The organism is Sphingobium chungbukense, assembly GCF_001005725.1.
Classification (GTDB): Bacteria; Pseudomonadota; Alphaproteobacteria; order Sphingomonadales; family Sphingomonadaceae; genus Sphingobium; species Sphingobium chungbukense.
On the sequence record NZ_LBIC01000001.1, the window covers coordinates 330,712 to 351,983 of the forward strand.

Here is a 21,272-nt window from a genome sequence, read left to right on the forward strand (position 1 = left end):
GACCGATCGCCATATCCGGCAGTCCACCGATCGCCGGGAAAACGCTGGCGTCTCCTTTCACCAGGCCAGCCGGTACTTCACCCCCATCGCCTGCGCCAATTGCCGCTGCCGCCGTTCGACCGCTTCGCCGAACAGGTCCACATCCACACCGCGCAACCGCAGTTCGAGGACGTCGCCCTCCATCTCCAGCCGCGATGCCAGCAGCGGCCCTTCGACCCCCCCGGACAACCGCTGGCCCAGCCGGATCGCCAGCCCCCAGAGCATCGCCCGCTTGAGCGCATCGGGCGAGGCAAGGCCTTCTATACCGGCGGGCGGTACCAGGCCGCCGCCGAAATTGCTGTGCAGCGCCTGCGCCAGCATCGCCCGTTCCGCCGTCGTGATGCCCACCCAATTGCTATGCAGCGCGATCTCGACGCCGCGTTCCGACCGGAAATCGGGATTGGCGCGCCAGCCCACATCGGCGAGCAGGCAGGCGGCCCGGCGAATCCGGCGCCAGGCGCTGCCATCCTCCAGGAATAGCGGCGCGATCCAGCGCTCGATCATGTCGCCATGACCGGAAAAGCGCGCCTGCGCCTCGCCCTCCGCCTCCGCCGCGACCAGCAGCGGGTCATGCGCCTGGATGTCGGGCGGCAGATCGCCGAACAACAACCCCTCGCGCAGGCCATAGGCCGACACCACCAGTTCGCTCGACCGCAACTGCCGCACGATGACGGACAGCAGCGCGGCGGCATCGGGCAGGGTCGGCACGCGCGACCCGGTGATCTGCGGAATATCCCTGAACCGCGCCTTGCCGACATGGGACACGATACGGGTAAGCTGCTCGGCCCGGCTGGCGGGCATTTCATATTGATGCACCACCGGCAGCGGGAAATGGGTGAGTTCCATGTCGAACCGCGCCAAAGCACGCCATGACCCCCCGACCATGTAGAAGGGCAGACCCGGTTCCGCCCGCCAGCCGGCCTTGTCCAGCCCCTTCTTGACCTGCCGCTCCAGCGCGCCCGGCCCCTTGGCCCGGATCTGCGGCAGGCGCAGCACGCCCAACGGCAGGGAGATCGTCTCATGCACCGCCCCGTCGCGCACACGGGCCAGTTCCAGGCTGCCGCCGCCCAGATCGCCGACGATGCCGTTCGCGCCGGGGATGCCCGACAGCACGCCATGGCCCGCCGCAATCGCCTCCTGCGCGCCGGAGAGCAGGTCGACGGTCAGCCCCATGGCCCTGGCGCGCTCGATGAACTCCGCGCCATTTTCCGCGTCCCGGACGGCGGCGGTGGCGACGCAGCGCAGCTCCTCCACCTCCATTTCGCGGCAGAGATGGGCGAAGCGCCCCACGGCGCGCAGGCCGCGATCCATGGCGTCGGGCTCGATCCGGCCGGTCCGTCCCAGCGACGCGCCCAGACCCGCCATCACTTTCTCGTTGAAGAGGATGAAGGGAATGCGACGCGGCCCGTCATAGACGACCAGGCGCACGCTGTTGGAGCCGATGTCGATGATCGCCGTCCGCGCCCGCGCATGCTCGGGCGATGTGGCCATCGTCTCGGCGATGGCCCGGACCTGGCTCAGCATGGAATTCATGTGGCTCAGGCCCGTCCGCGCAGGCGCAAGGTGGGCACCGCCTCGCTCTCCAGCGCAGCGCCACGGCCCGACAGGGAGGGATTGGTCATGAAATAGCGGTGCAGGTTGAACGGCCGGTCGGTCGCCTCGACGCGATGATATTGCCCCTCGCTGTCCAGTTCCCAGCTCTGTTCGGTGTCGATCAGATTGGCGACCATGACCTGATCCAATATCTGGTCGTGGACGGTCGGATTCTCGACCGGCGCCAGAAACTCCACGCGCCGGTCGAAGTTGCGCGGCATCCAGTCGGCCGAGCTGATATAGACCTTCGCGCCGTTATTGGGCAGCGCCTTGCCATTGCCGAACACGGTGATGCGGCTATGCTCCAGAAAACGGCCGACGACCGACTTCACCCGGATATTCTCCGACATGCCCGGCACGCCCGGCCGCAGGCAACAGATGCCGCGCACGATGAGGTCGATCTGCACCCCTGCATTGCTGGCGGCATAGAGTTTTTCCATGATCGCCGGGTCGACCAGCGAATTCATCTTCGCCCAGATGGTGCCCGGCCGCCCGGCGCGGACATGTTCGATCTCCGCGTCGATCAGCGCGCAGAGATGGTTGCGCAGGTCGCGGGGCGACATCACCAGCTTTTCCAGCCGCTGCGGCTCGACATAGCCGGTGATGTAATTGAACAGCGCCGCCGCATCGCGGCCATAGGCCGGATCGGCGGTGAAGAAGCTCAAATCGGTATAGATGCGCGCCGTCACCGGATGATAATTGCCGGTGCCGAAATGGCAGTAGGTGCGGAACGCCTCGCCCTCGCGCCGGACGACCATCGACACCTTGGCATGGGTCTTCCAGTCGATGAAGCCATAGACCACCTGCACCCCCGCGCGTTCCAGCGCGTCGGCCCACATCAGATTCTGTTCCTCATCGAAACGGGCCTTCAGCTCCACCACGGCGGTCACGGACTTGCCCGCCTCCGCCGCGTCGATCAGCGCACGGATGATCGCGGACTGCTTGCCCGCGCGGTAGAGCGTCTGCTTGATCGCCACCACATCGGGGTCGGACGCCGCCTGCTTCAGGAAGGATACCACCACGTCGAACGCTTCATAGGGGTGGTGGACGACGATGTCCTTCGCCCGGATCGCGGCAAAGCAATCCCCGCCATATTCGCGGATGCGCTCAGGAAAGCGCGGCGCATAGGGTTCGAACTTGAGGTCCGGCCGGTCCTCGTCGACCACGCCGGACAGGTCGCCTATGCCGACGAACCCCTCGACCTCGGCGATGATCGCTTCATGGCCCTGGAGCATGTCCTGCAACATCTCCTCGACCGGTTCGGGGATGCGTTCCTCTATCTCCATGCGGATCACGCGGCCGCGGCGGCGGCGCTTGATGGCGCTGCGGAAATAGCGGACCAGATCCTCCGCCTCTTCCTCGATCTCGATATCGCTGTCGCGGATGATGCGGAACACGCCGCTGTTGCGCACCCGGTATCCGGGGAAGAGATCGGCGGAAAAGCGGCGGATCACCGCTTCGAGCGCCATGTAGCGCGCCGTTTCCCCCGGCATCCGCACGAAGCGGGCGAGCGAGGACGGGATCATCACCAGTTCGCGGATCGATTCCTTGTCCGACAGGCGTTCGAGGTCGAAGACGATCGACAATCCCTGGTTGGGGATGAAGGGGAAGGGATGCGCCGGGTCGAGCGCCTGCGGCGTCAGGATCGGGAAGACCTGGCCCAGAAAATGGTCGCGCAGCCAATTCTCCTGAGCCGGATCGAGCGCGCTGGACGGCCCGATCACTTCGATCCCCACCTTCGCCAGTTCCCCGTGCAGCGCGCCCCAGACCTTCTGCTGCGCGCCCATCAACCGGGCGGTTTCGTCGGTGATCGCGGCAAGCTGCTGCGCCGGGGTCAGCCCGTCGGCGGAGCGCATGTCGACATCCTGCAACTGCTGCCCTTTGAGGCCCGCCACGCGCACGGAAAAGAATTCGTCCAGGTTGGCGCCCGAAATCGACAGGAAACGCAGCCGCTCCAGCAAGGGATGCGCCCGGTTCATCGCCTCCTCCAGCACGCGCTGGTTGAACGCCAGCCAGGACAGCTCCCGGTTGAAATAGCGGTCGCTGGGCAGGGTCAGGCTGGTGGAGGGGTCGGCTTCGGCCACGTCTCTCTCATCGGTCGGACTGAAGGGTCAGTCGGGAAGTATAGGCAAAAATCCTGCGGCGTGCAGGGCCTCTTTCGCCATAGCGACGGAAATCTTACGTCCGGATGACAGCGCCGCCTCATCCAGCAGCCGCGTGACCGCGGCGATGGCGGCGTAGCTGCGTTCGATCCGGCGCAGCAGCCAGTCGGGCAGGTCGGCGGCGTAGCTCGCCCCGGCCGAGGCCAGCGAGCGTTCGATCAGGGCATGGGCCAGCGCCTCGTCCGGCTGCTCCAGCGTGACATGCGGCACGGCGGCCAAGCGGGATCGCAGGTCGGGCAAGGCCACCTGCCATTGCTGCGGCGGCGCGTCGCCGATCATCAGCAGGGGGCGCCGGGCCGTCTGCGCCTCGTTCCAGGCGTTGAACAGCGTCCGATCGTCCTGCGCCTGCGCATCGTCGATCACCGTGCCGCCGCTCATCGCGACGAAATGGCGGCCCAGCGTCGAACGCCCGGACAAGGGGGGCCCGCTCAGCACGCTGATCGCCAGCGGCCAGCCCTGCCAGTTTTCGAGATGGCGGACGGCGATGCGATTGGCGTCGCTGACCAGGAATTCATCACCCACGTCCTGGGCGCCCGCATGACCCGGTCGGTCGAACGGCAGGCTGATCTGTCTCATCGCGCCCTTCATCGCGCCTCTCATTGTGCGGCGCCTGCTCCCGTCGAAGCCTGCCTCCGGATGCGCAGCGTATTGCCCGAGGCCGCGACGCCGTAGCCCCGCGCCTGGAGCGCAGCCTTCAGCGTATCGATGGTGCCGTCGAAGCTGACCTGCATGACCGATGTGCCGCCGAGCGCCAGGCTGCTGGTCGCGGCCGACCGCACGCCGGGGATGGAACGCAATGCCGCCTCGCCCTGCGCCACCGACCCCACATCGGGCGTGTCGAACTGGATCGCGAAGCTGCCGGTCGCCGCGGCCGGCGCGGGAACATTCAGCTCCTCGACGGGCTGCTCCGACGCATTTTCGATCGCCAGCGCGTCCACATCCACCGGTTCCTCGATGATCAGCGACGGATCGGGCCGCAGCCGGCCGTCGTTCAGCGCCTGGGTGTAAAGCTGGTCGATCCGCTGCGCCGCCTGGTCCATCATCTGCGGAATCGCATTTTCGTTGGAGGCGCGCAGCGAGAAGCTGCCGATCAGGAAATTGTCCGGCCCATAACGCGCGGTGAAGGTGCCGGTGACAGGGCCGCCGGGATATTGGCGGTCGAGCCGGGCGATGGGGATCACCACATCGGCCGCGCCATATTGGTCGAGCAGAACGCGCCACCACAGCCGCCCGCGTCGCCCCGTCTGCCCCGCGTTCAGCAGGATGGGATCGGCGATCGACCCTGCCACGCGCACATAATCGATGGCGCTGTCGCCGGTGCGGAAACGCGCCCAGGCCTTCTGCCATTCGTTGATTCGCTCATAGGAAACGGCAGAACCACCGTCCCACATCACCGGAATCACCAGCAGCGGCGGGGAATGCACGACATTGCTGCCGGTGACGCCCAGCAACTGGCCGGTCCGCGCCCGGTCGAACATCACCCCCAGCGTCGCCACATAACGGTTCGGCCCGGCCTGCTCATATTCGATCTCGATGCCCGAGATCATGCCTTCGAGCTGCGAATCGGAAAGTCCGGGAGCCCCGGCGCCGCCATGGGTGCGCGCCCAGAGCATCTGCCAGGCCCGCCGCTGCGCCAGCCGCCAGCCCGCCTGGCGCGCGCTGGCCGCATCCTTGGCGAAGACGTCGACCTTGACGTGGCTCACCTGAAAATCGCCGCCGCTGGCGATCGGCGGCACGCCGCGTTCCCCCTCCATCTGCGCGAACAGGGCCGCGGCGGCGAGGCCGAGCGCGACGGCGCACAGAATCTGGAGTGGTCGCGACAGCATCCGCATCGGGATGCGAATCAGGTTCAGAGGCCGAAGGGAAAGGCCGCGAAGGACAAAGGGCAGGCTCACGCGCGTCCTTTTGGCGGGATTTGCCTGCCCTGCCAAGCGGCAACCCATTTCCCGTTCCGTTTTCCTCTCCTTTGTGCGTTATTGGGCTTGCCGCATTTTCCGAGCCGTCAGATGTTTCCATCCGACTTGAAAATGCTTAGGGGCGACGGCCATGAGCGAGAACGAATCCTACAGCTACGCCAAGGCTGGCGTCGACATCGCCGCAGGCAATGCGCTGGTCCGCGCCATCGCCCCGCTGGCCAAGGCCACCCGCCGCCCCGGCGCCGATGCGGAACTGGGCGGCTTTGGCGGCTTCTTCGACCTGAAGGCGGCGGGCTATGACGACCCGCTGCTGGTCGCGGCCAATGACGGCGTCGGCACCAAGCTGAAGCTCGCGATCGACCACAACGCCCATGACGGCGTGGGCATCGACCTGGTCGCCATGTGCGCCAACGACCTGATCGTCCAGGGCGCCGAGCCGCTCTTCTTCCTCGACTATTATGCCACCGGCAAGCTGGAGAGCGGCGTCGCCGAACGCGTGATCGCGGGGATCGCGGAAGGCTGCAAGCAGGCCGGTTGCGCGCTGATCGGCGGCGAAACGGCCGAAATGCCGGGCATGTACGGGCCGGGCGACTATGACCTGGCCGGTTTCTGCGTCGGCGCGGTGGAACGGTCCAAGGCACTGACCGGCAACAGGGTGAAGGCAGGCGACGTGCTGATCGGCCTCGCCTCCTCGGGCGTGCATTCGAACGGCTTCTCGCTGGTGCGCCGCCTGGCGGCCGACAAGGGCTGGAAGCTCGACCGCCCGGCGATCTTCGACAATGAAGTGCTGCTGATCGACGCGCTGATGGCGCCGACGCGCATCTATGTGAAGTCGCTGCTGCCGCTGGTCCGGGCTGGCCGGATCAACGCCCTCGCCCATATCACCGGCGGCGGCCTGCTGGAGAATATCCCGCGCGTCCTGCCCGACGGCTGCCATGCGGTGGTCGATGCCGACGGCTGGGAACAACCCCGGCTGATGGCCTTCCTGCAAGCACAGGGCCATATCGAGCCGGAGGAAATGGCGCGCACCTTCAACTGCGGCGTCGGCATGGTGCTGGCGGTCGATGCGGATGCAGCCGCGGACGTCACCGCCGCGCTGGAAGCCGCGGGTGAAACCGTGGTCCGCGTCGGCATCATCGAAGCGGGCGAAAAGGGCTGCACGGTCAAGGGTTCTCAGGAAACCTGGAGCGCCAGGGCCGACTGGACCGCCACGCATCTGGGGTGACCTCATGCAAAAAGCCAAGGTCGGCGTTCTGATTTCCGGGCGCGGCTCGAACATGGCGGCGTTGCTCTATGCCGCCAGGCATCCGTCCTGCCCCTATGAGATCGTGCTGGTCGCCGCCAACGATCCGGACGCCGCCGGGCTGACGCTCGCCGCTGCCGAGGGCGTCGCCACCTTCGGCCAGAACCACAAGGGCCTGAAGCGCGCCGAATTCGATGCGATCATCGATGCGCAGTTGCGCAAGGCGGGCGCCGAATATGTCGCGCTGGCCGGCTATATGCGCCTGCTCTCGCCGGAATTCGTTTCGGGCTGGGAAGGTCGGATGCTCAACATCCATCCCAGCCTGCTGCCCAAATATAAGGGCCTCGACACCCATCAGAAGGCTCTGGACGCGGGCGACAGCCATGCAGGCTGCTCGGTCCATATCGTCACCGCCGAACTGGACGACGGCCCGGTGCTGGGCCAGACCGAAGTCGCGATCCTGCCCGGCGACACCGCCGACAGCCTGGCCGCGCGCATCCTGATCGCGGAGCATCAGCTCTATTCCCGCACCCTCGCCGACTTCGTCACCCGCGAGCGCCAGCCCGAATGGCTGCTGAACAAGGTGCGCGAACGCGCCCTCGCCTTGCCGCAGGCGGATGAGGTCACGTCCCACGGCATGCCCTGCTTCGGCATCGAGAAGGGCAAGAAATTCGCCTATTTCACGCAGGACCATCATGGCGACGGCATCATCGCCATCCTCGTCAAGACGACCGCGCCGGAGGAACAGGCGATGCTGATCGAAAGCGATCCCGTCCGCTATTACCGCCCGGCCTATTTCGGCGATGGCTGGGTCGGCATCCGGCTCGACCTGGGCGACACCGACTGGGACCAGATCGGCGAACGGCTGCATCGCAGCTGGCGCGAGGTCGCCCCGCGCAAGCTCACCGCCCTGCTGGACGCCGCCGACGAATTTTAACGGCGCCCTTTCCTTTCCGATGGCACAACCCCACTATAGGCAGCCATGACCGACATGCCCCAAGCCGCTCCCGCCATCGAGATCACCGACCTCAGCAAGGTGTACAAGGGCGGCAAGCGCGCGCTCGACAATATCAATCTCACCATTCCGCGCGGGCAGATCTATGGCCTGCTCGGCCCCAATGGCGCGGGCAAGTCGACAACGATCAACATCCTTGCGGGCCTGGTCAACAAGACCAGCGGCACGGCGAAGATCTGGGGCTTCGACATCGACCAGAACCCCCGCAACGCCAAGAACAGCATCGGCATCGTGCCGCAGGAGATCGTGTTCGATCCCTTCTTCACCCCGTTCGAGACGCTGGAGAATCAGGCGGGCTATTATGGCGTGCCGAAAGAACGCCGCCGCTCGATGGAATTGCTGCGCGCCGTGCATCTGGAGGACAAGGCCGATGCCTATGCCCGGACGCTGTCGGGCGGCATGAAGCGCCGGCTGCTGGTCGCGAAGGCGATGGTGCACAGCCCGCCGATCCTGGTGCTGGACGAACCGACCGCGGGCGTCGACGTCCAGCTCCGCCAGCAGCTCTGGGCCTATGTCCGCGAACTCAACCGGCAGGGCGTCACCATCGTCCTGACCACCCATTATCTCGAAGAAGCCGAGGAGCTGTGCGACCGCATCGCCATCATCAACCATGGCAAGGTCATCACCGACAAGCCGACCCGCGAACTGATCGCCATGGCGCAGGAAAAGGTGGTGCAGGTGACGGTCGACCGCGACATCGTGACGCCACCTGCCGACCCCAGCTTCGAGAAGATCGAACTGTCGGACGAACGCACGCTGACCATCACCTATATGAAGAACCGCGCCAATGCGGGGCAGGTGCTGAGCGCCGTGCAGGCGAGCGGCCTTTCCATCGTCGATGTGGTGACGCGCGATCCGGATCTGGAGGATGTGTTCCTGAATTTGACTGCCGCGGCGTGAGGGAGGGGGATGCTTCTCCCCCTCCCGCAAGCGGGAGGGGGCCGGGGGGTGGGCTTGCGCGACCTTTCAAAAGTAGAAACACCGCCCGCGCCAAATCCCTGAGAAACGACTCCTCCCCGCCCGAACGCCTCCTCTGGCAGCACCTCCGCAACCGCCAGCTCGACGGTCGCAAATTCAGCCGCCAAATCCCGGTCGGTCCTTATTTTTGCGACTTCCTCTGTCGCGAGGCGAAGCTCATCATCGAACTGGACGGCTCCACCCACGACAACGGCGCCGATTATGACGCCCGCCGCGATGCCTATTGCCGCACCCAAGGCTATAGCATCTTGCGCTTCACCAATGCAGATGTGCTAACCAATCTCGAAGGCGTGCTGTCGCATATCCAGACGACGCTCGCGCAAGCCCACCCCCAACCCCTCCCGCCTGCGGGAGGGGAGTAAGAAGACCCTATGCCCATCACCACCTATGACGTCGTCATCATCGGTTCCGGCGCGGCGGGGCTGACAGCCGCCATCAACCTTGCGCAGGACCGCAAGGTCGTGGTTCTGGCCAAGGGCGCGCTCGACGGCGGATCGACCAACTGGGCGCAGGGCGGCATTGCCGCCGTACTCGATGCCGGTGACAGTTTCGAGGCACATATCGAGGACACGATGGTCGCGGGCGCGGGCCTGAACGACCGCAGCACCGTCGAATTCGTGGTCTCCGAAGCCCCCGCCGCGATCGAACGGCTGGCGGAACTGGGTGTGCCCTTCAATCCTAATGAGGAGGGGATCGGCGAGGAGTTCGGCGAACGCTGGCACCTCACCCGTGAAGGCGGCCACAGCCACCGCCGCATCGTCCATGTCGACGACGCCACCGGCCATGCCGTGCAGGTCGCGCTGCTGAAGGCCGCGCGCGCCAATCCCAACATCACGCTGCTGGAGGATAGGGTCGCGCTCGACCTCATCACCAGCCGCCATGGCGAGAAATATTCGGGCGACGGTCATGTCTGGGGCATCTACGCCTTCAACAAGCGGACCGATCATGTCGACGCCATATTGGGCCGCGCGACCATCCTGTGCACCGGCGGCGCGGGCCGCACCTATCTCTTCTCGACCGCGCCCAGGGGAGCGACCGGCGACGGCATCGCCATGGCCTGGCGCGCGGGCTGCCGCGTCTCCAACATGGAGATGAACCAGTTCCACCCGACCTGCCTCTACAATCTGGAGGTCAAGAATTTCCTGATCACCGAAGCGGTGCGCGGCGAAGGCGGACATCTGAAGCTGCCCCCGGCGTCCCCGGCGGCGGCGAGCGCTTCATGCCCCGCTTCGACGAGCGCGCCGAACTCGCCCCCCGCGACATCGTCGCCCGCGCCATCGACCATGAGATCAAGCGGCTCGGCCTCGACTATGTCCATCTCGACATCAGCCACAAGCCGCCGGAATTCGTGCGCACCCATTTCCCGACCATCTATGCGCGGCTGCTCGACCTCGACATCGACATCACGAAGGAGCCGATCCCGGTCGTCCCGGCGCAGCATTATACCTGCGGCGGCGTGGTCATCGACCTCGATGGCCGCACCGACCTGCCGGGTCTCTACGCGGCGGGCGAAGTCACCGAAAGCGGCCTGCACGGCGCCAACCGCCTTGCCTCCAACTCGCTGCTCGAATGCTTCGTCTTCGGGGAGGCCGCCGCCCGCCATATCCGCGCCCATTGGGACGAGCTGCCCGCGCCCCCGCCAATCCGCCCATGGGACGAAAGCCGCGTCACCAATTCCGACGAAGAGGTCATCGTCCAGCACAACTGGAAGGAAATCCGCCGCTTCATGTGGGACTATGTCGGCATCGTCCGCACCACCAAGCGGCTGGAGCGCGCCCAGCATCGCATCGACCTGCTGGCCAAGGAAGTGGACGAATATTACGGCCATTTCCGCGTGACGCCCGACCTGATCGAGCTGCGCAACCTGCTGGAGGTCGCGCGCCTCGTCGTCCGCTCCGCCCTGCACCGCAAGGAAAGCCGCGGCCTGCACTATACGCTCGACTTTCCCGACATGCTGCCGCAGGCCATCGACACGGTACTGGCGCCATGAAGGAAAAAAGTGGCGCAGCGGCCCATCGCGCTGCGCCATCAGTCGAGGAGTGACGCGGAGGTCGGCGTCGAACTCCTTCTAGACCAGCCATGGCGTGCCGCCTTTGATCGGCGTCAAAAGCCTTTCAGAAAATCGCCCAGCACCGCGTTGAAGCGCGCGGGCTGGTCCGCCATGACGACATGGCCGCTGGGACCGATCGGCACCAGCCGGACATCACGCTTGGCCGCATAGGCGGTGCGGAAGGTGCGGCCGATCTCGCCCGCCTGCGCCCTATCGCTGCCCACGGCATAGACCACCTCCATGGGTGCGGCCAGCCGCGCCAGTTGCGGCCCCAGATCGACATTGGCCAGATCGCGCAGCGCATTGGCGATGACGTCGGGATCGCTCCCCCTCGCGCCCGGCATGTCCGCCAGCATCTGCGCCAGATAGGCCCGCCCCGCCTTGGTCCCGGTGAGATATTGCCCCAGTTGATCGGCCAGGAAACCCATGCCCTGCGCCGTGCCGCCGATCATCGCCGCGCCTTCGGGCAGCATGTCGACCACCATCAGCCTTCCCGACAGCCCCTTCAAACCCAGCATCATCGCCAGCGTACCGCCCATGCTGTGGCCGACGATCGCAGGCCGATCCAGCGCAGCCGCCGCGATATAGCGGGCGATCTCGTCCGCCACCGGCTGGACCAGCGGCCCGCTGGCGTTGGCGTCCGCGGCGAGGCCCGCAAAGCCCCGCACATGGACCAGATGCCAGCGATAACCCGAAAGCGCGCCGACCACCCCGTTCCACAGTCCCGGCCCGCTCGCCAGCCCGGCGATCAGCACGACGTCGCGCCCCGCTCCCCGCGTGGTCACCGCGATCCGGCGCGAGGCGAAGGGCGCCGCCCAGGCCTTTGGTGCCAGCACGCCACCCGCCAGCAAGGCGGCGGCGGCGCGCATCAGGGTCCGTCTGTTCATCACTTGCTGCATCCACACCCTCTTGCAGCCCGCCGCCTGAACCTCAACTGAGTTAAGGCATCCCTCGTTCAGCCTCCTTACATCGCATTTGTGGAATCGTTCGTCGCATGATTCTTGTCACCCGGCGCACGCGCAAAGCCTAATAGGAGAGGAGAGTGCGGGGATTTTGATGACCATGTTGAAGGGAGGGCGCGGCAAGCGCCCAAATGGCGGCGGCAATAGCGGCTCGGCTCGTCTTGTCCTGTTGATGGCGGCGCTGTCGGCTTGCGTCAGCGCGCCGCAGCAACCTTATGCGGCCGTCCAGCGACCGCAACCTACAACGTCGACCTATCCGATCAAGCCGGTCGCCAATCCACCCAAACCCTTCCAGGCCCTCGACGTCGACCAGCGGGAGGCACCTCCGCCCGCGCTGGTCAGCGTCGTGCGCAACCTCGGCCAAAGCTTCAACGGCAAGGTCGGCATCGCCGTTCGCCGCATCGGCAGCGACTGGACGGTCGCCTGGAACGGCAATCTGCTCTTCCCGCAACAGAGCGTGTCGAAACTCTGGGTGTCGATGGCCTTCCTCGACGCGGTCGACCGGGGCAAGATCCGCCTCAGCGACAGCACCACCATCACGAAGAAGGACCTGACCCTCTTCCACCAGCCGACCGCCGCGCTGGTGGGCAATTCGGGCTGGACCACCACCTATTCCGACCTGATGCGCCGCGCCATGACGCAGAGCGACAATACTGCCAACGACACGTTGCTGCGCGCCGTCGGCGGGCCGGACGCCGTGCGCGGCTATCTCGCCCGCCGCTATATCAGGGACATACGCTTCGGTCCGGGCGAGCGGCTGCTGCAATCGACGACGGCGGGCCTGGAATGGCGGCAGGATTATTCGATCGGCCGCAATTTCTACGCCGCCCGCGCCAAGCTGCCCATGGCGGCGCGGCAGAAGGCGCTGGACAATTACCTCGCCAGCCCGCCCGACGGCGCGGCGCCCTCCTCGATCGTGCAGGCGCTGGCGAAGCTCAAGCAGAACGACATGCTGTCGCCCGCCTCCTCGCAACTGCTGATGTCGATCATGAGCGAAGCGAAGACCGGGCCGCAGCGGATCAAGGGCGGCGTTCCGGCGGGCTGGCATTATCTGCACAAGACCGGCACCGGCCAGGAACTGGGCGCGCGGTCGACCGGGTTCAACGATATCGGCATCATGACAGCGCCCGACGGCACCAGCTATGCGGTCGCGGTGATGATCGGCAGCACGACCGAACCGATCCCGACGCGCTGGCAGTTGATGCAGGCGGTGGCCAAGGCGGTGGCGGCGAACCACGAGGCGCGCTGAATAGCTAACCACCGTGCTCCTGCGCAGGCAGGAGCCCAGTCCTAACGTTGCCATGACAATCAAACGACAGAACTGGGTTCCTGCCTCCGCAGGAACACGCTGTTCATAAGGTCGGGCGTTAGTCCAGATTCGGCCGCAGCCAGCGCTCCGCCGTCTCCAGGTCGACGCCGCGCCGCTTGGCATAATCCTCCAACTGGTCGCGGCCCACGCGCGCCACGCCGAAATATTCGGCCTGCGGATGCCCGAAATAGAAGCCGCTGACCGCCGCCGTCGGCAGCATCGCAAAGCTCTCCGTCAGCGTGATCCCGGTCGCATGATGCGCGTCCAGCATGTCGAACAGCAGCGGCTTCAAACTATGCTCCGGACAGGCCGGATAGCCGGGCGCCGGGCGGATGCCGCGATATTGCTCCTTGATCAGCGCCTCGTTGGTAAGCTGCTCGCCCTCCGCATAGCCCCAGAGCGCCGTCCGCACATAATGATGCAAGCGCTCGGCAAAGGCCTCCGCCAGACGGTCCGCCAGCGCCTTCAGCAATATGTCCGAATAATCGTCGATGGCATTTTTGAACCGCGCCAGATGCGGCTCGATGCCGTGGATCGACACCGCGAAGCCGCCCATCCAGTCGCCGTCATGGCTGATGAAGTCGGCGAGGCACATATTGGCCCTGCCCTCCCGCTTGGCGATCTGCTGGCGCAGCATCGGCAGGGTGACATGCTTCTCATCCTCGACATGGACGATGATGTCGTCGCCCTCGCGGCGGCAGGGCCACAGGCCTGCCACGCCCCGCGCCGTCAGCCATTTCTCGTTGATGATGCGGTCGAGCATCGCCTGTGCGTCGTTGAACAGGCTGGTCGCGCTCTCGCCCACCACCTCGTCGTCGAGGATCGCGGGATAATTGCCCGCCAGTTCCCAGGCGCGGAAGAAGGGCGTCCAGTCGATATAGTTGCGCAGGTCCTTCAAGTCCCAGTCCGGGAAGCGATGGACGCCGGGCAGGCGCGGCTTGCCGGGCTTCAGGCTCTCATCGATCTCGAAGCCGTTGGCCCGCGCATCCTCGATCGGCACCAGCGCGCTCTGCCCCTTATTGGCGCGGGCGACGCGAACATGCTCATAATCATCCTTGGTCTTCTGGACGAAGTCGGTCTTCTGCGTCTCCGACACCAGCGCGGTCGCCACGCCGACCGCGCGGCTGGCGTCCAGCACATGCACCACCGGCCCCTCGAAGGCCGGATCGATGCGCAGCGCGGTATGCACCTTCGACGTGGTCGCACCACCGATCAGCAGCGGCATGGTCATTTTGGCGCGCTGCATTTCGGCGGCGACCGTCACCATCTCGTCCAGCGAGGGGGTGATGAGGCCCGACAGCCCGATCATGTCGGCGTCATGATCGTTCGCGGCCTTGATGATGTCCTGCCAGGGCACCATGACGCCCATGTCGACCACTTCGAAGCCGTTGCACTGGAGCACGACGCCGACGATATTCTTGCCGATGTCATGGACGTCGCCCTTGACGGTCGCCATGATGATCTTGCCCTTGCCCTTGGCGCCCGGTTCCTTCGCCGCCTCGATGAAGGGCAGCAGATGCGCCACCGCCTTCTTCATGACGCGGGCGGATTTCACCACCTGCGGCAGGAACATCTTGCCCGCGCCGAACAGGTCGCCCACGACATTCATGCCGTCCATCAGCGGGCCTTCGATCACCTGAATAGGCTTTTCGGCGGCGAGGCGGGCTTCTTCCGTATCCTCGACCACATACATGTCGATGCCCTTGACCAGCGCATGCTCCAGCCGCTTGGCGACCGGCCAACCGCGCCATTCCTGCGCCGCCTTTTCGGACGCCGCGTCCTTGCCCTTGTAGCTTTCGGCCAGCGCGACGAGCCGATCCCCGGCTTCGGGATCGCTGTTCAGCAGCACATCCTCGCACGCCTTGCGCAGCGCCGGATCTATGGCATCGTAGACGTCGAGCTGCCCCGCATTGACGATCGCCATGTCCAGCCCCGCCGGAATGGCGTGGTAGAGGAAGACCGAATGCATCGCCCGCCGCACCGGCTCATTGCCGCGGAAGGAGAAGGAGAAGTTCGACAGGCCGCCCGAAATATGGACATGCGGGCAACGCTTCTTGATCTCGCGACACGCCTCGATGAAATCGACGCCGTAATTGTTATGCTCCTCGATCCCCGTCGCCACGGCGAAGATATTGGGGTCGAAGATGATGTCCTCCGGCGGAAAGCCGATGGTCATCAGCAGCTTGTAGGCCCGCTCGCAAATCTCGACCTTGCGCGCCTGGGTATCCGCCTGCCCCGTCTCGTCGAAAGCCATGACGACCACCGCCGCGCCATAGGCCATGCAGAGCTTCGCATGATGCAGGAAGGCTTCCTCGCCCTCCTTCATGCTGATCGAATTCACGACCGGCTTGCCGCTGACGCACTTCAACCCCGCCTCGATCACTTCCCATTTGGAGCTGTCGATCATCACCGGCACGCGGCTGATATCCGGCTCGGAGGTCATGAGCTTGAGGAAGGTCGTCATCGCCTCCACGGCGTCGAGCAGCCCTTCGTCCATGTTGACGTCGACGATCTGCGCGCCGTTCTCCACCTGATCGCGGGCGATGTCGATGGCCGCGGCATAGTCGCCCGCCATGATCAGCTTCTTGAACTTGGCCGAACCGGTGACGTTGGTGCGCTCACCGATATTGACGAAAGTGGCGGTCGATTGCTGGGTCATGTCATTCTCTTCCCCCCTCCCGCAAGCGGGAGGGGCCGGGGGTGGGCTTTCTTGGGATGGCGCCTGGACCGGCCCACCCCTAACCCCTCCCGCCTGCGGGAGGGGGAACAATCTTACGCCGCGATATGCATCGGTTCGAGGCCCGCGAGCCGCGTCACCACCGGCAATTCCGGCACGACACGCGGCTTGTGCCCCGCCAGCGCCTTCGCCACCGCACCGATATGCGCGGGCGTGGTGCCGCAGCAGCCGCCGACCATATTGACCAAGCCTTCATCCACCCACTGGCGGATCAGGCTCGCCGTCGTTTCCGGCAGCTCATCATATTGCCCCAACTCATTGGGCAGACCCGCATTGGGATAGGCCAGGATCAGCGTATCGGCATTCTTCGCCAGCTCGGAGAGATAAGGCCGCAGCAAATCCGCCCCAAAGGCACAGTTCACCCCGATGGTGAGCGGCTTCAAATGCCGAAGCGAATACCAGAAGGCGTTGATCGTATGCCCCGACAGGTTCCGCCCGGACATATCGGTGATGGTGAAGCTCAGCATCAGCGGTACAGGCCGCCCCGCCGCCGCCTCGGCCTCCCGCGCCGCCATGCCCGCCGCCTTGGCGTTCAGCGTGTCGAAGCAGGTTTCGACCAGCAGGAAGTCCACCCCACCCTCGATCAGTGCATCGCACTGCTCGCGATAGTCGGCCTTCAGCGTATCATAATCGACCTCGCGATAGGCCGGGTCGTTCACATCCGGAGAGATCGACAAGGTCTTGTTCGTCGGCCCGATCGACCCAGCGACAAAGCGCGGCCGCCCATCCTTCGCCGTCGCGGCCTCGCACGCCTTGCGGGCGATCCGGGCAGCGGCGATGTTGATCTCCCGCACCAGATGCTCGCAGCCATAGTCGGCCATGGCGATCTTCGTGGACGAAAAAGTGTTCGTCTCGATCATGTCCGCGCCGGCGTCGAGATAGGCGGTGTGGATGCCCTCAACGATATCCGGCCGGGTGAGACACAGAAGGTCATTATTGCCCTTCTGATCCTTCGCCAGATCGAGCGACCCTCGATAATCCGCCTCGCTAAGCCCATGTTTCTGGATCGACGTGCCGTAGCCGCCGTCGAAGATCATGATCTTCTCCGCCGCAACGGCGCGGAAGCGTTCCTCAGCGGTCATGCCGTCTTCTCCAATGTCGCCGGCCGCAGCCCGAGCAGATGGCAGATCGCATAGCTCAGTTCCGCCCGGTTGAGCGTATAGAAATGAAAGTCGCGCACGCCGCCCGCATAGAGCTTGCGGCACAATTCCGCCGCCAGCGTCGCGGACACGAGCTGCCGCGCAGCGGCGTGATCGTCCAACCCCTCGAACAGCTTGCCCATCCATCCGGGCACATCGGTGTTGCACATGGCCGACATGCGCTGGACCGCCGCGAAATTGCTGACCGGCATGATGCCGGGAATGATCTCCGCGTCGATCCCCGCCGCAGCCACCGTGTCGCGGAAGCGGAAGAAAGTGTCCGGCTCGAAGAAGAATTGCGTGATCGCTCGGCTGGCGCCCGCATCCAGCTTGCGCTTGAGATTATCAATGTCGCTCTGCGCGCTCAAAGCATCCGGATGGGTTTCGGGATAGGCCGCGACCGAAATCTCGAACGGATGCCGCTTCACCAAGCCCTCGACCAGCTCCGCAGCGCCCTTATAGCCGTCCGGATGCGGCTCGAACTTCGAGCCCGCTTCCGGCGGGTCGCCCCTCAGCGCCACGATATGCCGCACCCCCGCTTCCCAATAGGCGTCCACGACTTCGTCGATTTCGGCCTTGCTCGCCGCCACGCAGGTGAGGTGCGCCGCCGCCGACAGGGGCGTTTCCTTCGCGATCCGCGCCACCGTATTGTGCGTCCGCTCCCGCGTCGAACCGCCCGCGCCATAAGTCACCGAAACGAATTTGGGCGCCAGCGGCGTCAGCGTCTGGATCGCGGACCAGAGCTGCTCCTCCATCTTCTCCGTCTTGGGCGGGAAGAATTCGAAGCTGACGTTAACGTCGCCCGCCAGATCGGCATAGAGCGGCGCTTGCCAAGCCTGCGAGGCCTCTTCGACGGAGGGGAAGCTCAAGGTCATGCGGAAAGTCGTCCTTCATGTCGCAGGACACGCGCGCCCCGGCGCCGCCCCAACCATAATTGCACCGTCAGTTCCTGGCCGGGCAGTACCTCCACCCGCTCCAGTTCCAGGCCCGCCTCCGCGAACCAGCCTTCGATCTGCTCGTCGGAAAAGCCCAGCCGCGCATGCTGGTCGCGCAGCCGCAGTTCTTCCCGTTCATGCGCCGCAAAGTCAGCGATCAGCACCCGGCCGCCCGCCGCCGTCACCCGCGCCGCCTCGCCGATCACCGCCTCGGGCGCCTGCGCATAGTGCAATACCTGATGCAGCACCACCGTATCGACGCTGCCCGATTCCACCGGCAAGGCGCCGAAATCGCCCAGCACCAGCGCATATTTGTCGCCCGCATCATGCGGCAGCTTGGCCCGCGCCAGCCGCAGCATATCGGGGCTGCGGTCCAGCGCCGTCACCTGATCCGCCGCAGGGCCGAACAATTCGATCATCCGTCCGGTGCCAGTGCCGATGTCGAGCAGATGCCCGATCGGCTCCGCCCCCAGCAGCGCCTTCATCGCGCTTTCCACATCCCCTTCGGGCACATGAAGCGACCGGATCGCGTCCCACAATTCGGCATGTTCGGCAAAATAGCTTTCCGCCGCCTGTGCCCGATCGGCACGTACCGCCGCCAGCCGGGCCAGATCCGCCTTTTGCCACAAATCCTCATTCTCGGAAGGGACAAGCTGGTCAAAAAGCGCCCAGAAAGGCACGATCTCCGTCTTTTTGCCCAGCCGGAGGAAAACCCAATTGCCTTCCTTGCGCCGCTCGACCAGACCGGCTTCGGCCAGGATGCGGACATGGCGCGACACGCGCGGTTGGCTTTGCCCGACGACCTGCGCGATCTCGCCCACGGCCAGTTCCATGGCGCGCAACAAATGGATGATGCGCAGCCGCGTCGGGTCGCCCAATGCCCGGAAAATGTCGAGTGCCGCGCTCATGAAATGATCATATAAAGAAATCTTTATATACGTCAATCACCGTTGGGCACGGACCCGTCCGACCCTCTTCAGCCCCAAATCACGGGCTTAACGCATGATTGGGATTGCCATGAGTCGCCGGATTCATTACGAATCGCGGCGCAGACGCAATGGGGGGTGAACTTTTCTCCGAGAGTGGTCTGCACCGTTTTTATTCTCAGAGAGGGGTTTAGCCCATGACCAAGTCGATTGCTCTTTCGCTCGTTCTCGCTGCCTCGCTGGGCCTGGCCGCTTGCTCGGGTCACGCCGACAACGCCGCCAACGCTGCTGCGAACGCCGCCGACAACGCTTCGAATGCTGCCGACAACGCCATGAACGCCGCGATGAACGCCGCCGACAACGCCGGCAACGCTGCTGCGAACGCGACCAACGCTGCCGCGAACGCCGCTTCGAACGCGATGTAATTCCCTCCTCGGGGAATGTCTGAATGGGGCCGCGCCGGTAACGGGGCGGCCCTTTTCGTTGGGCGAAGGCCCTTCGATGAAAATGAAAAGGGCCGCCCCACCGGGGCAGCCCTCATGCTTTCATCCCGTCAACGTCGACGGATCAGCAATCCCGGTCGATCGCCCGGCCCGCCAGCGCGCCTACACCCGCGCCGATGATGGCGCCCGTGGTGCCGTCGCCGCGACGGCCATAACGGCCGCTGCCCTTGCCGACTTCGTTACCGAGCAGACCGCCGGCGATCGCCCCGATGATGGTGCCGCCCGTGCCGTTGTCCCGGCAGCGATAGCCGCCACGATAACCCCGGTAACCGCGATAATAGCCATCGTCACGATAATAGCCGCCACCGCGGTAATAGCCGTCGCGATAGCCGCGATAGCCGCGGTCGCCACGATAATAATCGCCACGTTCATAATGGCGGCCCCAACCGTCGCGCGCCATGGCAGGCGTCGCGGTGACGGCGAGCGAGGCAGCGCCCATGGCAAGCGCCGCTCCCATATTGATCAGAAACTTGGTCTTCATGGCGTTGCTCCTCATTTGCCATCGATCTTCGGCGGCCCTTCCCAAAAAGGCGGACTCACCATCGATTGAAGCCCTTTTGCCCGATTCGCGTTGAGCCGAGCCTGAATGGCGATGACAGCGATCGTTCAGCTTGACCGGGGCCCATCATCGCCCCTTTCGGTCCGGAAAGCCAGCGGGACGAAAAGGCGCGCAACCGGTCCGATATTGCACTATGGCCAGCAGCGATGCGTCGAATCCTGATCGTCCTGCTGCTTGCGATCCTGCTCCTGCCCGCGCCGAACAAGAACAAGCCGGAACTGTTCGGTCCCGGCCCGCTGCTGGTGACGGCGCGCGCCCTGCCGCTCAGCTCGACCGATCCGGCGCTGCGCAGGATCGGCCGCCTCACCTATCTGGGCGGCTGGCAGCTCCGCAGCCCCCATCATGGCTTTGGCGGCATATCCTCGCTGCTGGCCGAACCGGACGGGCAGATATTGGCGCTCAGCGATTCCGGTACGCTGATGGGCTTCCATATCGGCCCCGGCGCGCCCGCCCGCCACCCCTTCATCGCGCCGCTGCCGGTCCGCCCGCGGGATCGCGACAAGCCCTGGTGGGCCTGGGATTCGGAAAGCCTGACCCATGACCCCGCGACGGACCGCTATTGGGTGGGATTCGAACTGCAACAGATGATCTGCCGCTATGCGCCGGGCTTCGCGCGGGTGGAGGCCTGTCGCACCTGGCCGGAGATAGAAGCCTGGCCGGAAACCGGCTCCATCGAATCGCTCGCCCGGTTGCCCGATGGACGTTTCCTGGCGATCGCGGAAATGGGCATGACCGCCGACGGCAGCCACGACACGCTGCTCTTCGCCGGCGATCCGGCCGAGGGCGGCACAGCCGCCCCCCTGCATCTGCGCTACGTACCGCCGCGCGGCTATCGCCCGACCGATGCGGTGGCGCTGGATGCCCGGCGCCTGCTCGTGCTGAACCGGCGGCTGACCGTGCAGGACCTGTTCACGGCAACGCTGGCGATCGTCGAGCTGCCGGAAAACCCTCGCCCCGGCGACCGGCTGAAGGCCCGAACCCTGGCGCGCCTGGCGCCCCCCTTGCTGGCGGATAATTTCGAGGGGCTGGCCGTCACCCGCGAAGGCGATCGCCGGATCGTCTGGATCGCATCTGACGACAATCACGAATTTTTCCAGCGCAACCTGCTGCTGAAGTTCGCGCTGGACTGACGGGAATGGCCTTGTCGTAAACCCGAAGCCCTCATATCGCAGGCAACGCAAAAAAGCGGCCCGTCACCGGACCGCT

Annotated in this window: 17 protein-coding genes and 1 pseudogene; 8 read left to right on the top strand and 10 right to left on the bottom strand. The window is 65.5% G+C overall.

Annotated elements, in window-relative coordinates; translation table 11 throughout:
* Positions 1–57 precede the first annotated feature (57 nt).
* The 4 genes from YP76_RS01620 to YP76_RS01635 are packed head-to-tail and all read right to left on the bottom strand — an operon-like array spanning position 58 to position 5,689.
* Positions 58–1,572, bottom strand: coding sequence for a Ppx/GppA family phosphatase (locus YP76_RS01620; RefSeq protein WP_046761867.1), 1,515 nt, complete (start codon positions 1,570–1,572; stop codon positions 58–60).
* Between the two features lie 5 nt (positions 1,573–1,577).
* Entirely contained in the window at positions 1,578–3,716 is a 2,139-nt protein-coding gene (locus YP76_RS01625; RefSeq protein ID WP_046761868.1) for an RNA degradosome polyphosphate kinase, read from the bottom strand.
* Positions 3,717–3,743: 27 nt separating this feature from the next.
* On the bottom strand, positions 3,744–4,370 hold the full coding sequence (locus YP76_RS01630) for a P-loop NTPase family protein (protein ID WP_046762561.1): 627 nt from the start codon (positions 4,368–4,370) through the stop codon (positions 3,744–3,746).
* Between the two features lie 20 nt (positions 4,371–4,390).
* Positions 4,391–5,689, bottom strand: a complete 1,299-nt coding sequence (locus YP76_RS01635) for a hypothetical protein (protein ID WP_046762562.1) — start codon at positions 5,687–5,689, stop codon at positions 4,391–4,393.
* Between the two features lie 151 nt (positions 5,690–5,840).
* On the opposite strand from YP76_RS01635, the gene purM reads away from it, so the two are divergent.
* From purM to nadB, 5 genes and pseudogenes are all read left to right on the top strand, one after another.
* Entirely contained in the window at positions 5,841–6,935 is a 1,095-nt protein-coding gene (gene purM / locus YP76_RS01640) for a phosphoribosylformylglycinamidine cyclo-ligase (RefSeq protein ID WP_046761869.1), read from the top strand.
* A 4-nt stretch (positions 6,936–6,939) separates the two neighbouring features.
* A complete protein-coding gene (purN, locus tag YP76_RS01645) occupies positions 6,940–7,890 on the top strand; it encodes a phosphoribosylglycinamide formyltransferase (RefSeq protein ID WP_046761870.1) in 951 nt (316 codons plus the stop codon).
* 45 nt (positions 7,891–7,935) lie between these two features.
* Entirely contained in the window at positions 7,936–8,868 is a 933-nt protein-coding gene (locus YP76_RS01650) for an ABC transporter ATP-binding protein (RefSeq protein WP_046761871.1), read from the top strand.
* A complete protein-coding gene (locus YP76_RS01655) occupies positions 8,865–9,308 on the top strand; it encodes an endonuclease domain-containing protein (protein ID WP_046761872.1) in 444 nt (147 codons plus the stop codon). The genes YP76_RS01650 and YP76_RS01655 overlap by 4 nt, the downstream gene beginning before the upstream one ends.
* Before the next feature lie 9 nt (positions 9,309–9,317).
* Positions 9,318–10,936 (top strand): annotated as a pseudogene (gene nadB, locus YP76_RS01660) (L-aspartate oxidase).
* A 113-nt stretch (positions 10,937–11,049) separates the two neighbouring features.
* On the opposite strand, the gene YP76_RS01665 reads toward nadB, so the two are convergent.
* Positions 11,050–11,886: an alpha/beta fold hydrolase gene (locus tag YP76_RS01665; RefSeq protein WP_046762563.1), complete on the bottom strand. Its 837-nt coding sequence runs from the start codon at positions 11,884–11,886 to the stop codon at positions 11,050–11,052.
* A gap of 166 nt (positions 11,887–12,052) precedes the next feature.
* On the opposite strand from YP76_RS01665, the gene YP76_RS01670 reads away from it, so the two are divergent.
* Positions 12,053–13,207: a serine hydrolase gene (locus tag YP76_RS01670; protein WP_046761873.1), complete on the top strand. Its 1,155-nt coding sequence runs from the start codon at positions 12,053–12,055 to the stop codon at positions 13,205–13,207.
* Between the two features lie 118 nt (positions 13,208–13,325).
* Here YP76_RS01670 and metH read toward each other — a convergent pair whose 3' ends face one another.
* From metH to YP76_RS01690, 4 genes are all read right to left on the bottom strand, one after another.
* The gene (gene metH, locus YP76_RS01675) at positions 13,326–15,926 is read right to left on the bottom strand and encodes a methionine synthase (RefSeq protein ID WP_046761874.1); all 2,601 of its coding nucleotides are present in this window, start codon (positions 15,924–15,926) and stop codon (positions 13,326–13,328) included.
* Positions 15,927–16,039: 113 nt separating this feature from the next.
* On the bottom strand, positions 16,040–17,086 hold the full coding sequence (locus tag YP76_RS01680; protein ID WP_046761875.1) for a homocysteine S-methyltransferase family protein: 1,047 nt from the start codon (positions 17,084–17,086) through the stop codon (positions 16,040–16,042).
* Positions 17,083–18,018, bottom strand: coding sequence for a methylenetetrahydrofolate reductase (metF, locus tag YP76_RS01685; RefSeq protein ID WP_046761876.1), 936 nt, complete (start codon positions 18,016–18,018; stop codon positions 17,083–17,085). Before metF ends, YP76_RS01680 begins: the two co-directional genes overlap by 4 nt.
* The gene (locus tag YP76_RS01690; RefSeq protein ID WP_046761877.1) at positions 18,015–18,986 is read right to left on the bottom strand and encodes an ArsR/SmtB family transcription factor; all 972 of its coding nucleotides are present in this window, start codon (positions 18,984–18,986) and stop codon (positions 18,015–18,017) included. The genes metF and YP76_RS01690 overlap by 4 nt, the downstream gene beginning before the upstream one ends.
* A 215-nt stretch (positions 18,987–19,201) precedes the next feature.
* On the opposite strand from YP76_RS01690, the gene YP76_RS01695 reads away from it, so the two are divergent.
* Positions 19,202–19,429 (top strand): hypothetical protein, encoded by a 228-nt coding sequence (locus YP76_RS01695; RefSeq protein ID WP_046761878.1) that lies wholly within the window; start codon positions 19,202–19,204, stop codon positions 19,427–19,429.
* 142 nt (positions 19,430–19,571) lie between these two features.
* Here the strand turns inward: YP76_RS01695 and YP76_RS01700 are convergent, their stop codons facing one another.
* Positions 19,572–19,988: a glycine zipper 2TM domain-containing protein gene (locus YP76_RS01700; protein WP_046761879.1), complete on the bottom strand. Its 417-nt coding sequence runs from the start codon at positions 19,986–19,988 to the stop codon at positions 19,572–19,574.
* 224 nt (positions 19,989–20,212) lie between these two features.
* Here YP76_RS01700 and YP76_RS01705 point away from each other — a divergent pair, with 224 nt between their 5' ends.
* The gene (locus YP76_RS01705) at positions 20,213–21,196 is read left to right on the top strand and encodes an esterase-like activity of phytase family protein (protein ID WP_046761880.1); all 984 of its coding nucleotides are present in this window, start codon (positions 20,213–20,215) and stop codon (positions 21,194–21,196) included.
* Positions 21,197–21,272: the final 76 nt, after the last annotated feature.

What these genes read in the sequence shown, in the direction of transcription:
- YP76_RS01650 (WP_046761871.1), top strand. Translation starts at nt 7,936, where the DNA reads ATGACCGACATGCCCCAAGCCGCTCCCGCCATCGAGATCACCGACCTC.
- purN (WP_046761870.1), top strand. Translation starts at nt 6,940, where the DNA reads ATGCAAAAAGCCAAGGTCGGCGTTCTGATTTCCGGGCGCGGCTCGAAC.
- metF (WP_046761876.1), bottom strand. Translation starts at nt 18,018, where the DNA reads ATGACCTTGAGCTTCCCCTCCGTCGAAGAGGCCTCGCAGGCTTGGCAA.
- YP76_RS01620 (WP_046761867.1), bottom strand. Translation starts at nt 1,572, where the DNA reads ATGAATTCCATGCTGAGCCAGGTCCGGGCCATCGCCGAGACGATGGCC.
- YP76_RS01705 (WP_046761880.1), top strand. Translation starts at nt 20,213, where the DNA reads ATGCGTCGAATCCTGATCGTCCTGCTGCTTGCGATCCTGCTCCTGCCC.
- metH (WP_046761874.1), bottom strand. Translation starts at nt 15,926, where the DNA reads ATGACCCAGCAATCGACCGCCACTTTCGTCAATATCGGTGAGCGCACC.
- YP76_RS01670 (WP_046761873.1), top strand. Translation starts at nt 12,053, where the DNA reads ATGACCATGTTGAAGGGAGGGCGCGGCAAGCGCCCAAATGGCGGCGGC.
- YP76_RS01630 (WP_046762561.1), bottom strand. Translation starts at nt 4,370, where the DNA reads ATGAGACAGATCAGCCTGCCGTTCGACCGACCGGGTCATGCGGGCGCC.
- YP76_RS01695 (WP_046761878.1), top strand. Translation starts at nt 19,202, where the DNA reads ATGACCAAGTCGATTGCTCTTTCGCTCGTTCTCGCTGCCTCGCTGGGC.
- YP76_RS01680 (WP_046761875.1), bottom strand. Translation starts at nt 17,086, where the DNA reads ATGACCGCTGAGGAACGCTTCCGCGCCGTTGCGGCGGAGAAGATCATG.
- purM (WP_046761869.1), top strand. Translation starts at nt 5,841, where the DNA reads ATGAGCGAGAACGAATCCTACAGCTACGCCAAGGCTGGCGTCGACATC.
- YP76_RS01700 (WP_046761879.1), bottom strand. Translation starts at nt 19,988, where the DNA reads ATGAAGACCAAGTTTCTGATCAATATGGGAGCGGCGCTTGCCATGGGC.
- YP76_RS01690 (WP_046761877.1), bottom strand. Translation starts at nt 18,986, where the DNA reads ATGAGCGCGGCACTCGACATTTTCCGGGCATTGGGCGACCCGACGCGG.